The 12,048-nt window shown below is 70.2% G+C and carries 11 protein-coding genes; 4 read left to right on the top strand and 7 right to left on the bottom strand.

Annotated features, from left to right (window positions below; all coding sequences use genetic code 11):
* The first annotated feature begins 16 nt into the window (after window positions 1-16).
* On the top strand, window positions 17-901 hold the full coding sequence (locus tag ACFXJ5_RS20040) for a helix-turn-helix transcriptional regulator (RefSeq protein ID WP_384632365.1): 885 nt from the start codon (window positions 17-19) through the stop codon (window positions 899-901).
* A 28-nt stretch (window positions 902-929) separates the two neighbouring features.
* Here the strand turns inward: ACFXJ5_RS20040 and ACFXJ5_RS20035 are convergent, their stop codons facing one another.
* On the bottom strand, window positions 930-1,676 hold the full coding sequence (locus tag ACFXJ5_RS20035; RefSeq protein WP_384632362.1) for an SDR family oxidoreductase: 747 nt from the start codon (window positions 1,674-1,676) through the stop codon (window positions 930-932).
* Between the two features lie 139 nt (window positions 1,677-1,815).
* On the opposite strand from ACFXJ5_RS20035, the gene ACFXJ5_RS20030 reads away from it, so the two are divergent.
* Entirely contained in the window at window positions 1,816-2,868 is a 1,053-nt protein-coding gene (locus ACFXJ5_RS20030; protein WP_384632359.1) for a sigma-70 family RNA polymerase sigma factor, read from the top strand.
* On the opposite strand, the gene ACFXJ5_RS20025 is transcribed toward ACFXJ5_RS20030, so the two are convergent.
* Window positions 2,865-3,359 carry a hypothetical protein gene (locus tag ACFXJ5_RS20025; protein WP_384632356.1) on the bottom strand — a complete coding sequence of 165 codons (495 nt, stop codon included), beginning with the start codon at window positions 3,357-3,359 and terminating at the stop codon, window positions 2,865-2,867. The genes ACFXJ5_RS20030 and ACFXJ5_RS20025 overlap by 4 nt on opposite strands.
* A gap of 485 nt (window positions 3,360-3,844) precedes the next feature.
* Entirely contained in the window at window positions 3,845-4,582 is a 738-nt protein-coding gene (locus ACFXJ5_RS20020; protein WP_384632353.1) for an alpha/beta fold hydrolase, read from the bottom strand.
* Between the two features lie 346 nt (window positions 4,583-4,928).
* Here ACFXJ5_RS20020 and ACFXJ5_RS20015 point away from each other — a divergent pair, with 346 nt between their 5' ends.
* Window positions 4,929-5,963 (top strand): phosphatidylinositol-specific phospholipase C domain-containing protein, encoded by a 1,035-nt coding sequence (locus ACFXJ5_RS20015; RefSeq protein WP_384632350.1) that lies wholly within the window; start codon window positions 4,929-4,931, stop codon window positions 5,961-5,963.
* Window positions 5,964-6,089: 126 nt separating this feature from the next.
* Here the strand turns inward: ACFXJ5_RS20015 and ACFXJ5_RS20010 are convergent, their stop codons facing one another.
* The 4 genes from ACFXJ5_RS20010 to ACFXJ5_RS19995 all read right to left on the bottom strand — a co-directional run bounded on the left by ACFXJ5_RS20010 (window position 6,090) and on the right by ACFXJ5_RS19995 (window position 11,017).
* A complete protein-coding gene (locus ACFXJ5_RS20010; RefSeq protein ID WP_384632347.1) occupies window positions 6,090-7,862 on the bottom strand; it encodes an MOSC domain-containing protein in 1,773 nt (590 codons plus the stop codon).
* A 63-nt stretch (window positions 7,863-7,925) separates the two neighbouring features.
* Entirely contained in the window at window positions 7,926-8,753 is an 828-nt protein-coding gene (locus ACFXJ5_RS20005) for an alpha/beta fold hydrolase (protein WP_384632344.1), read from the bottom strand.
* 388 nt (window positions 8,754-9,141) lie between these two features.
* Complete coding sequence (locus tag ACFXJ5_RS20000; RefSeq protein WP_384632341.1) at window positions 9,142-10,011, bottom strand: universal stress protein; 870 nt, start codon at window positions 10,009-10,011, stop codon at window positions 9,142-9,144.
* Between the two features lie 145 nt (window positions 10,012-10,156).
* Window positions 10,157-11,017, bottom strand: coding sequence for a LysR family transcriptional regulator (locus ACFXJ5_RS19995; RefSeq protein WP_384632338.1), 861 nt, complete (start codon window positions 11,015-11,017; stop codon window positions 10,157-10,159).
* A 131-nt stretch (window positions 11,018-11,148) separates the two neighbouring features.
* On the opposite strand from ACFXJ5_RS19995, the gene ACFXJ5_RS19990 reads away from it, so the two are divergent.
* On the top strand, window positions 11,149-12,039 hold the full coding sequence (locus tag ACFXJ5_RS19990) for an NAD(P)H-binding protein (protein WP_384632335.1): 891 nt from the start codon (window positions 11,149-11,151) through the stop codon (window positions 12,037-12,039).
* The last annotated feature ends 9 nt before the right edge of the window (window positions 12,040-12,048 follow it).

Genomic DNA, 12,048 nt, shown 5'->3' with positions numbered 1-12,048 from the left:
GCCGTACGGTGGACCCATGGACCGCAGCACCGAGATCCGTGAGTTCCTACGCAGCCGCCGGGGCCGGATCACCCCCGAACAGGCCGGTATCGCCCCGCACCCGGGCGCCCGCCGCGTTCCGGGGCTGCGGCGCGAGGAAGTCGCCCAGCTCGCCGGGGTCAGCGTCGACTACTACATCCAGCTGGAGCGTGGCCGCACCAAGGGCGTCTCCGAAACCGTCCTGGAAGCCGTCGCCCGCGCCCTGCACCTGGACGACACCGAACGCGCCCACCTCTTCGATCTCGCCCAGCCCACCGCGGCCCGGACCCGCCGCAAGCGACCGCTCAGTCCGCAGAGAGTCCGCCCGGCCCTCTACCGAGCCCTGGACTCACTGAGCGTCCCCGCGATGGTCCTCGGGCGACGCATGGACGTCCTCGCGGCCAACCGACTCGCCTACGCGCTCTTCACCGACTTCGAAGCCCGCCCCCACCGTGAGCGCAACTCCGCCCGCTTCGTCTTCCTCGACGAAGACGCCCGCACCCTGTACACCGACTGGGAGCGAGTCGCCGGCGACTGCGTGGCCACACTGCACCTGTACGCCGGACGCCACCCCGACGACCCACAACTCACCGAGCTGATCGGCGAGTTGTCCCTGCACAGCGACACCTTCCGCCGCATGTGGGCCGACCACGACGTCCTCGCCCACACCACCGGCACCAAACGCCTCCACCACCCGCTCGTCGGCGACCTCGCCCTCGACTACGTGGTCCTGGCCACCGAGGACGACGCCGAACAGACCCTCGTCATCTACACCCCCGAACCCGCCTCCCCCTCCGCCGAAGCCCTCAACATCCTCGCCAGCTGGACCAACACCCCCACCGGCCCGCCCGCCCCCGCACAGACGCACAACCCAGCCGGCTGACGCGCGGGGTGCGGGCGCGTGGGCCGGGTCAGGGCAGCTTCTGGAGCCCGGCGCCGGTCAGCAGGTAACCCGGGGCGAGGGTGGCGGCGTCTTCCCGTACCAACTGGACCAGAGCGGCGCCGGCGACCTGGGGGGTGAGTGGCTCGCCCAGGTGCTGGAGGTACTCCTCCTCGGACTGGCCGCTGCGAGACGCGTACGCCCTCACCGCCGGCCGGCCGAGGTCGGTCAGCGGCGTGATCCGGGGCAGCACCGCGGTGAAGGTGATGCCCAGACCGGCGCGGTTGGCCTCGTCCTGGGCGTACCCGGTGATGAAGCGCTGGGTGGCCTTGGCGCCGGCGTACCCGCCGCTGAGCGGTGACCCGGCGAGGGCGGCACCGCTGCTGATCACGATCACCCTGCTGCCGGGCCGGAGCGGCTTGAGGAGAGCCTCGCGCAGCCAGTGGAAGGCGATCCGGACGTCGGTGTGCCAGTTGACCGAGAACGTCTCCCAGGTGTGGTGCTGCAGTGGACGCATGAGCGGGGTTGCGCCGGCCACCACAATGACGACGTCTGGCTCATGGCGGTCGAGGAGGCTGCCTGCCACCGTGGCGTCACCGGCATCGGCGACCTCCTGCTGGATGGTGCCGGCGCCGTTGGCCGGCTCTGCGAAGGCCGCCGCGGTGCGGGCCGCGGCGACCACCGGGGCGCCGGCCTCGGCGAAGGCGGTGGCGATCCCGTGGCCCAGGCCTCGGCTCGCTCCGACGACGATCGTGGTCCTGCCGGACAGGTCGCTCATGGTGTCCTCCGAGGCGTGGTGTGTTGTCGCGTTCGAAGGGACAGACACGGCGCGCGCCCGAAAATGGGCGTGCCGACCGCGACCAGTTCCGTCGGTCGCCGGTGTCAGTAAGGAGAGACGATCGGTACGGAGGTGGCAGATGTCGGCAGAACTGCTCGAGCGGGCACGGGCCGGCGACCGGGACGCGTTCACCGCCCTGGTCGAGCCGCACCGCGGCGAGCTGCAGGTGCACTGTTACCGCATGCTCGGTTCGCTGCAGGACGCCGAGGACGCGTTGCAGGAGACGCTCCTGGCGGCGTGGCTCGGCCTCGACGGTTTCGAGGGGCGCTCGTCCATCCGCACCTGGCTGTACCGCATCGCCACCAACCGGTGCCTCAACCTGCTGCGGTCGTCCGGACGGCGGCCGGTGACGGCGGCGCCGCTGCCGGTAGCGGCGCCGGAGCCGACCCGCGTGGGTGAGGTGCTGTGGCTGCAGCCGTATCCCGACGCGCTGCTGGAGAGGCTGTCCGATCAGGCGCCGGGGCCCGAGGCCCGGTACGAGTCCCGGGAGGCGATCTCGCTCGCGTTCGTCACCGCCGTCCAGCTGCTGCCTCCGAACCAGCGCGCCGTGCTGCTGCTGCGGGACGTCCTCGGGTACCGCGCGAAGGAGACCGCCGAGCTGCTGGGGCTGACCGAGGACGCCGTCACCAGCGCCCTCAAGCGCGCCCGCGCCACGATGGACGCGGCCCGCTCGACCGACGACCCGCCCCCGCCGCCGTCCGGCGCCCCGGAGGAGCGTGCGCTGCTCGACCGGTTCGTCGCGGCCTTCACCGAACTGGACGTCGACGCGCTCGTCGCGCTGATGACCGACGACGCGTGGGTGCGGATGCCGCCGCTGCCGTTCGAGTACCGCGGGACCGCGACGGTGCATCGCTTCTTCACCGCGATCCGCGCCCACCGGCCGCGGATCGACCGGATGGTGCCCGTCCGGGCGAACGGCCAGCCGGCCTGGGGCGCGTACATCCGCAACCCGGTCACCGGGGGCCTGCACCTCACGGAAATCGTCGTGGTCGGCCTCGCCGGCCGCCGGATCTGCGAGATCACCCGGTTCGAGACGGCGCTCGCGCCGTACTTCGGCCTGCCCCGCACGCTCGACCAGAGCCTGTCCGGGCGATCGGGTGGGCACCCGAGGCCAACGCCTGCCGGCGGCTAATAGGCGCCGACGACCTTGAAGTCCTGGTCGACGAAGACGTGGTGCGGCCAGTTGACGCCGATGTTGTGGACCTCGTACTCGCCGCTGCTCAGCTTCACAACACGGTCGACGACGCCCCCCGGGTAGGCGGCCAGCGCGGCTTCCGTCGCCTTGTTCGCTGCCGTACCGCTGACGATCGTCCCGTCGCCCTCGGTGTAGTTCGCGGGGATCTGACCGACCTTCTTCGACGTGGACGACGCACCTTGCTGGAAGGGGACCACCCCTGCCGCCGAGGACGCCGCGGATCCGCCGTCGCCGGTCGGCTGCACGATGACCTGCGTGGCCGTGATGGTCGTTGAGCTGGTCGTGCCCAGTACGAGGACGCTCTTGCCGGTTGTCACGGCACTCGCCGAGGTCGAGCTCGTCCCGTTCAGGTAGGTCGTAGAGGACGCCTCGTTGACGGTCACCTTCTGACCCGTCGCTGTCGACAAGGTGAAGCCCGACGTGGACACGCTGTCGACCGTGCCGACGGCTCCTCCTGCGGCCGCTCCAGACCGAGCGTTGGATGCCCCGCCGCTGCCGGATGCCGAGGGGGACGCGGCTGTCGCCGAGGGGGATGCGGTCGTCGCCGACGTGGACGTACCGCACCCGGCGGAAAGCCCGATCACCGCACACATCAGCGCAGCGGCCGCGAGCCGCCCCCTTCGCGTGTTCGGCAGCAGTCGCCGTGCCTTGGGCCGGCGTGCTTGCCCGGCCTTCACCGAGGCCGACGAGTCCGGCCAAGACACTGGCGGGGAAGACGGCGCCGCGCCGGCGCCGCCTGAACCTCCGGCAGCCTGCGGCCCTGACGTCGCGCTCGAACCGGGGCGAGCGGGAAGGGGCTCGTGGGGGCTTGTTGAGTCGTGATCGTTCACGATGGCTCACCTCTCAGTTCAGGCAACTACTCAGAGAGTGCTGACCGTTCTTGTGAGGTCCATTTGGGCGGCCTGTGACGGGACTAAGAACCCGCTGTCCGCCCGTCGCGATCCGGAGCCACTGTCGGGGTGATCTCGCCGATCACCCGGGCCAGCACATCCGGGTGGGACAGAAACGGGTGGTGACCGGTCGGCAGTTCGATCACCCCGGACGCCCGCCGGGCGAACTCCCGCTGCTTCGCGGGCGGCGTGGCCCGGTCCCCGGTGCAGACGATGTACGTCGAAGGGATCTCGTGCCAGGCGATGCCGCGCGGAGCCTGAGCGAAGGCCGCCTGCGACTGCGGCCCCAGGCGCTGGAAGAATCCCTCCTCGGCCTCCTCGTCGCAGTCGTGCAGGAACGCGCCCCGCAGGTCGACCGCCGTATTCGGGACGACCGTGCCGTCATCCCGCGGTACGACCCAGGGCGCGGGTTCCGGACCGGCCAGGGAGGCGAGGGATTCGCCGCGGTCCGGCACCACGGCCGTGACGTAGAGGAGGTGGCCGACGTCGTCCCGGCCCGCGGCGGCGTCGGTGATCACCATCCCGCCGTAGGAGTGCCCGCACAGCACGGCGGGGTGCCCGGGCTCCTCGTCGAGTACCGCCCGCACCGCGTCGGCGTCGGCGTACAGATCCGCGCCGGACGCGGCCCCGGCCCGTTCGCCACAGCTGGGCAGTTCCACGCTGCGGCTCTCCAGCCCCAGGACGGCGAGTGGCTCCACCATCCGGTGCCACCACCAGTCGGCATCCACCGCGCACGCCCCGTGGACGAATACGACCCGCATCGAGGGCTCCCTCGGCTCCACAGCCGCCCCCGTGGCGGCCTCACGTCCAGGACATCATGTCCGGCCGGGATACGAACCGCCCTTCCTCTGCGGGCGAAACCGCGCCCGGCGCCGTCAGCACCGCACGAGGTCGGCGCTGTCACGAAACACCATCACCTGGTGACGCGTCAGCCCGTTACCCCCAGAAACACACGCTTCTCAGCAAAGCGGTCATGTCGAACCGCTGCTGGGTAATGAATTCGTTTCGGACTTATGGTCTAGTCCATTTGGCCGCCCTTCCTTCGTGCACTGTTAACCCTGTTGACGCAGTGTCAAAGCGGCACTTTCGATCTCCGAAGGGAAGACGATGAGATTCTTCTCGAAAGCGTTAGTGATCACCGCACTGTTGGCGGGTTCACTGGCGGGTTCACTGACAGGCGCGACGACGGCCGGCGCGGACCCGGTGAAGATTTCCGGCACGACGACGGTCGGCGTGCACAACACGTACGACCCCACCGCTTACCCCTACCTCGCCCAGGCACTCGACGCGGGCTCGTCGCTGATAGAACTGGACGTCTGGCCCGACGTCTTCACCCATGAATGGAAGGTCAGCCACGACAGCCTGACGAGCAACTCGAACAACTGCGTCGCGGCGACCTCGGCGGCCGATCTGTACACCGGTGGGCAGAACAAGGACCTCGAGTACTGCCTGGACGACATCCGGATCTGGTTGGCCGCGCACCCCGGTCACGGCCCGGAGACGATCAAGATCGAGATGAAGACCGGGTTCTCGGACAACCTGGGCCTCGGCCCGGACGAGCTCGACGCAAGCATCCGGGCGCACCTCGGCAGCCTGGTGTTCAAGCCCGCCGACCTGCTCGGCAGCTACTCGACGCTGGACGAAGCGGCCCGGGCGAACAACTGGCCGTCCCGCGACTCCCTGAACGGCAAGGTGATGATCGAGATCATCCCGGGCACGGTAGAGGAGGGCAATCCGACGGACACCCTCAAGACCGACGTCGAGTACGCACAGTACGTGCGCTCACTGAAGAACGCCGGACGGCTGGGAGACGCACAGATCTTCCCGACCGTGCACGGCGCCGCAGGTGGCGACCCGCGCACCAAGTACTCCGACGTCGACCTGCGGTCGTGGTTCGTCGTCTTCGACGGGGACGCGAACACCTGGGTCACCCAGACCGGTCCGTGGTGGTACGACGCCAACCACTATTTCGTGGTGATGACCGACGCACAGAACGTCGCGCCGGCCATCGACTCCCGTAACCCCACGGTGGATCAGGCCAACCAGCGCGTAGCGGACCTCGCGAAGGCACACGCCTCGGTCGTCACCTCCGACTGGGTCGGGCTCACCACCGTGCTGCCGCAGGTCCTCCCCCGCGGCTGAGCGTCGTTCCGAGCCGGCCTCCGGCGAGCGGCGGGGCGTATTCGGTCTGCAGTTGCAGGATCCGAATCCCGCCCCGCCGAAGCGTCGAGGGCCGGCTCTGCCTGTTCCTGACCAGGCGATCCGTGGCTACAGGTCCAGGACGACGCCCTCAGCGGGCTTTGAGCAGCAGATGAGGATGTTCCCGTCGGCCGGGGGTTCGACCGGATCGGGCGCGTAGTCGACGGTGCCGGACAGCATGGCGAGTTCGCAGGTGTGGCAGACGCCTGTGCGGCACGACCACTGGACGGGGATGTCGCAGGCTTCGGCAAGTTCCAGTAGGGAGTCCTGCTGGTCGTTCCAGGGCACGGTGAGGCCGCTGCGGGCGAACGAGACGGTCGATCCGGTTCCGGCCGGTCCAGGGGGCTGGTGCGGCGGGGGTGCGACCGTGGAGCCTTTCAGCCCCGGGGTGATGGACGCCCGGGTGCCGAAGATCTCCGTGTGCACACGTGAGGCGTCCAGCCCGGCATCGACCAGGGCGGCGCTGACGCCGTCCATGAAGCCCGTCGGCCCGCACAGATAGGCGTCGGCCTCCGCCGGCAGCCCGAGGCCACGGACGCGGTCGGCCGACAGCCGACCGGCCTCCGTGTAGTCGACGCCTCGGCGGTCGGCGGAAGCCGGGCTGCTGTAGTAGATGACCGACCGGGCGTGCGGGAGCGCACCGAGCAGGTCGCGGCTTTCCCGGGCGAAGGGATGCTCCGTACCGTCGCGGGCACCGTGCAGCCACCACACCTCGCGTGGGGACCGACCCCGCACGAGGGCATGCAGCATGGCCAGCACGGGCGTCACCCCCACTCCCGCGGACAACAGGACGACCGGGTTGTCGCCCTCCTTCAAGCAGAAGGTGCCGCGGGCCGCCGCTGCGTCCAGGCTGTCGCCCACACGGACATGGGCGCGCAGCCGGTTGCCGGCCGCGCCGTGCGGCTCGACTTTCACGCTGATGCGGTACGTGCCCGTGCCGGGCTCGCCGGACAGGGAGTAGCTGCGGATCAGCGGCGGGGCATCGCCTTCGGGCTGGACCTTGACCGTGAGGAACTGACCCGGCAACGCGTCGGGCAGCGGCGAGCCGTCGGCGGCGGCCAGGGACAGCGAGAACACGCTCCGGCTCTCCGGCCGGATGTCCACGACGGTCAGCGGACGGAAGCCCGGCCAGCTGGCAGGCGGGGCGCTCGCCGCCTCGGTGAGCCCGGCGCTGCCCGAGGAGCCGGCCGTGTCAGCGTCGGCCTGGTCCAGGAGCGTGCGCATGGAGCCCTGCCACCCGGGGCTGAGCGCCGGGATACGCAACGCTCGTTCGACCTGTTCGCGCGTGTGCCCGGGCAGGTAGAGCACCCCGTCGATCTCCCGGACCGTCATCTTCTCCGGGCCGGCCGAGACCTTGACGATCTCCTGCCCCGCCTCGACCTCGCCTTCCTCGATCACCCGCAGGTAGAAGCCCGGACGCCGATGCGAGACCAGCAGGGCTGCCATCTGCGGCTCGCCCAGGCGCAGTCCCACTCGGTAGCAGGTCACCCGCGGCTGGGTGACCTCGAAGAGCGCGCTGCCGATGCGATAGCGGTCTCCGATGCAGACTTCGTCGTCCGGCAGGCCGTCGACGGTGAAGTTCTCACCGAAGTGCCCGGGTTCGAGGTCGTCGCGGCCAAGCTCCCTCTGCCAGAACCGGTACGAGTCGACCTGGTACACGAGCACCGCCCGCTGCTCGCCTCCGTGCCCGCCCAGGTCTCCCTGACCGTCGCCGTCGATGTTGAGCCGGCGGACCATCCTGGGGCCGGTGACGGTCTGCTTGTAGACCCCGGTGTGTACGGTCCTGCCGTGCCAGGGGACGTCCTTCGGCATCCCGACGTTCACTGCCGTCAACGTGGCCACTACGCCACCCTTCCCGCGGCGGCCTCCCCTGTTCCGCCGCGTCCTTCGGCCCTTGCAGCCGGCTCAGCTGCGGGCGAAGGCCAACAGGTCGGCATCGAAGACGTCCTTGAACGGTGCGACCGCCGACAGCCCGTGCGGGGCGCCCTCGTACACCTTCAGCGTGGCGTCCTTGACGATCTTCGAGGATTTCTCGGCGGCCGCGACGATGGGCACGATCTGGTCGTCGTCGCCGTGCGCGATGAGGGTCGGGAAGTCGAAGACCTTGAGGTCCTCGGTGAGATCGGTCTCGGAGAACGCCTTGACGCAGTCGTAGGATCCTTTGATCCCGACTTGGAGAGACCACAGCCAGAAGGCGTCCCGGGTGCCCTGGGACACCATGTTCCCGGGGCGGTTGGCGCCGTAGAACGCCGCACTGAGGTCCTGGTAGAACTGCGACCGGTCGGTCGCCACACCCTTGCGGATATCGTCGAACGCTTCCCGTGGCAGACCCTCGGGGTTCGCGTCCGTCTTGAGCATCAGCGGCGGGATCGCGCCGAGGAGGACGGCTTTGGCGACCCGGTCGGTCCCGTGCCGGCCGACGTAGCGCGTGACCTCCCCGCCTCCGGTGGAGTGGCCGACGAGGATGATGTCGCGCAGGTCGAGCGTTTCGATCAACTGCGCCAGGTCATCGGCGTATGTGTCAAGGTCATTGCCGTTCCACGGCTGTCCGGAGCGCCCGTGGCCGCGGCGGTCATGCGCGATCGCACGGAAGCCGTTGTCCGCGACGAGTTGTGCTTGCGGATCCCAGGCGTCCGCGTTGAGCGGCCAACCATGGCTGAACACGACTGGCTGCCCCGACCCCCAGTCCTTGTAGAAGATCGGCGTATCGTCTTTCACGGTGACAAAGGGCATGGCATGGTCCTCTCGATCACATCGATGTGGATGCCATATTTGCTACTGCGACCCCGGCAGTCCGGGAATAACGGGTGTCCGACGACGGCCTTTCATCATCGGACAGGCGAGGCTCTCGTCGCATGGGGTACTAAAAAGCGCCGGCTCGGAAGATTGAACAGCCAGGCGGTTGCGCGTTGCATCTCATGCCCCTCGCCACCCTACATGCCGCATTTGTACCCGGCCAGCTGAACCTATGGCGCTGGGATCGGTAAGTCTCCAGCAGGCGGAGACTGATTTCGCCGGCTGTCGGGTAATGGGGAACGACGTGCCAACGTTGCCCGCCCGACGTAGTTCTCCCGCATGACGTACGTGCCGGCAAGGGCGGCCATGTGCCCGGGCCGCTGCTTCAGCCGGCCGGTACGACCGCGACCGGACACTGCGCGTGGTGCAGCACTTGGTGCACCACCGAGCCCAGACGCAGCCCGACCCGCCCGGTCGGCCGGTGACGGGGCACCACCAGTAGGCCGGCCTTGGCGGAGGCGTCCACCAAGGTCGCGGCTCCTGAACCGATGACCAGCTCGGTGTCCACGTGCACATGGGGGTAGTCGGCGACGGGTGCCGTTACGCGGTTGACCAACTCCACGTGTTCGCGCTCCTGCTGGGCGATGTGGTCGGCCTGGGATACCACGAGTCCCATCCCCGTCAGCGGTGACCAGGCGTGCACCATCCGCACCGACGCCCGCCGCCGTTCCGCCTCGGCCAGGGCGAACCGTACGACGTCGGCGTCACGCTCGTCCCGTACACCGACCACGACGTCGCCACTCGGCATCCCTTCGGCCCTGCCCCGTACGACGACGACCGGGCACGGCGCATGGGCGGCCACCTTCAAGCTCACCGAGCCCAGCAGCAGCCCGGCGAAGCCTCCGCGCCCCCGGGTGCCGACCACGACGACGGCGGCATCACCCGCCGCGTGTGTGATCACCTCCGCGGCCGCACCCCGGACCAGCACCGAACCCACGCGCAGACCAGGATGCTCTGCCGCGATCCGGGCCACGGCGTCGTCCAGCATGGTGCTCGCCTCGGCGAGGACCTCTTCGATGACATCGGGCGGATTGTCGCTCTGTGGTGCCGCCACCCCGATATCGACCGCGTGTACGAGCTCCAGCGCGCAGCCGCGCCGTTCCGCCTCCACGGCCGCCCACTCCGCCGCCGCAGCGGCCTGCGGCGAGTCATCGACGCCGACCACCACAGCGCCGGGGTCCGTGTTATTCGTCATCGCTGTTCCTTACGTTGTTCGGGCTCCGCAGCCCAAGGCAGAGTCGTCAGCCGAAGCCAGGGACAGTTTTGCGGTTCGCACCGAATACGCGCGGAGGCACCACCTGCGAGTCGCAGCAGCGACCTGCTCCATGGCTCCGGCTTCCTCAAAAAGGGCGGGTGTGACCCGCTGGCCGGTCCCGCACGGCGTCGGCCACGGACGCGGCGGCGCGGACGAGCGCCGCCGTGGCGGTCGAACAGGACTGCTGCGGCCAGGCGATGACGAGGACCGCGGGTGGTGCCTCCGGGATCGGCCGGTAGACGACGCCCGGGCGCGGATAGCGGGCGGCGACGGAGGCGGGCAGCATGCGGGTGAGGTCGCCCAGTCCGACGAGCGTGAGCAGTTGGGCGAGGTCGCGGCCCTCGCTGCGGGTCTCGTCGAGGATCCGGTGCAGGTCGCCGGGGCACAGGCCGAGGTCGGCGAGGGTCAGGTGGTCCCGGGTGGCGAGCGGGTGGGTGGCGGCGAGGGCCACGACGCGCGGTTCGGCAGCCAGCGTCTCGGTGTCCAGGCCGGTGCGGTCGAAGGGCTCGTGGACCAGGGCCGCATCGGCTTCGCCCCGGCGCAGAAGCCGCGGTTGTTCGCGCCAGCCGCACAGCCGGACGGCGACCGGTACGGCTGCCGGCTCGGACGCGTAGCGCGCCAGGATCGGCTCCAGCAGTCCCGCGTCCCCGTCGGCCTTGACGGCCAGGACCAGCTTCGGCTCCGGGGCGGCCGCGCGCTGAGCCCGCCGCTCGGCGGCCTGCAGGGCGTCCAGGGCGATCCTCGCCTCCGCGAGAAGCACCGTACCGGCCGGGGTCAGCGCCACGCTGTGGGTGGTCCGCACGAGGAGGGTGACGCCCATCTCCGTCTCCAACTGGCGGATCGCGCGTGACAGGGGCGGCGGGGAGATGCCCAGCCGCTCGGCGGCGCGGGCGAAGTTGAGCTCCTCGGCGACGGCGACGAAGTAGCGCAGCGGGCGGGATTCCACGCTCTCCCCCTCATGTCTCTGTTCGGTATTGCCCTGAGGGTAACAAGCGGGAGCGGATCGATCCTTCAGTTCGGGAGCGCCACACAGCAGGCTCGACGACATCCAGTGAAGCATCCCTTGGGGAGTTGTTCATGATCGTCGTCACCACCCCGACCGGCCAGATCGGCCGGCAGGTCCTCGACCGCCTCCTCGACGCCCCGGACGGCACGGCGGGGCTCCGGGTGATCGCCCGCGACCCCGCCCGGCTCTCTCCGCGGGTGCGCGAACACGCCGAGGTCGTACGGGGATCGCACGCCGACCCCGCCGTTCTGAACGAGGCGTGCGCGGGCGCCGACCGCCTGTTCTGGCTGGTGCCCCCGACACTCCGGGCCGACAGCGTGGAGGGCCACTTCCGCGACTTCACCGAGTCACTGCGCGAAGCGATCGGGCAGCAGGGCGTCGAGCGGGTCGTCGGCGTCTCCACCCTCGGCCGCGGAGTGGCGAAGAACGCCGGGCAGATATCGGCGTCGCTCGCCATGGACGACGCGATCGCGGCCACGGGTGTGCACTACCGGGCGCTGTGCCCGCCGTTCCTCATGGAGAACCTGCTGGGCCAGGCCGAGTCGATCCGCAACGCCGGCGTGTTCTTCCTGGCGGCGTCGGAGGACCGCGTGCTGCGCACCTGCGCCACCCGCGACATCGCCACCACGGCGGCCCGGCTGCTGCTCGACGACTCCTGGACCGGGCGGGACGACGTCCCGCTGGTCGCACCCGACGACCTGTCCCCCGAGGGCATGGCACGGATCCTCTCCGAGGTGCTGGACCGTCCGGTGCGCTTCCAGCGGACCAGCAGCGCGGACTACAAGGCGACGGTGCTCCGCTTCGGGGCGAGCGAGGCCTGGGCGCAGGGACTGTCCGACATGGTGGACGCCCTGAACGACCAGGACTTCTACGGTGCCGTCGAGCCGAACACTCCCGAGACCGCGCCCACCGGCTTCCGCCAGTGGTGCCAGGACGTGCTCAGGCCGGCCGTCCTGGCCTAGGGCTTTCGG

It is taken from the genome of Streptomyces sp. NPDC059373, from assembly GCF_042751495.1.
In the GTDB taxonomy this organism is placed as follows: Bacteria; Actinomycetota; Actinomycetes; order Streptomycetales; family Streptomycetaceae; genus Actinacidiphila.
This window is presented reverse-complemented; position numbering and strand designations above follow the sequence as displayed.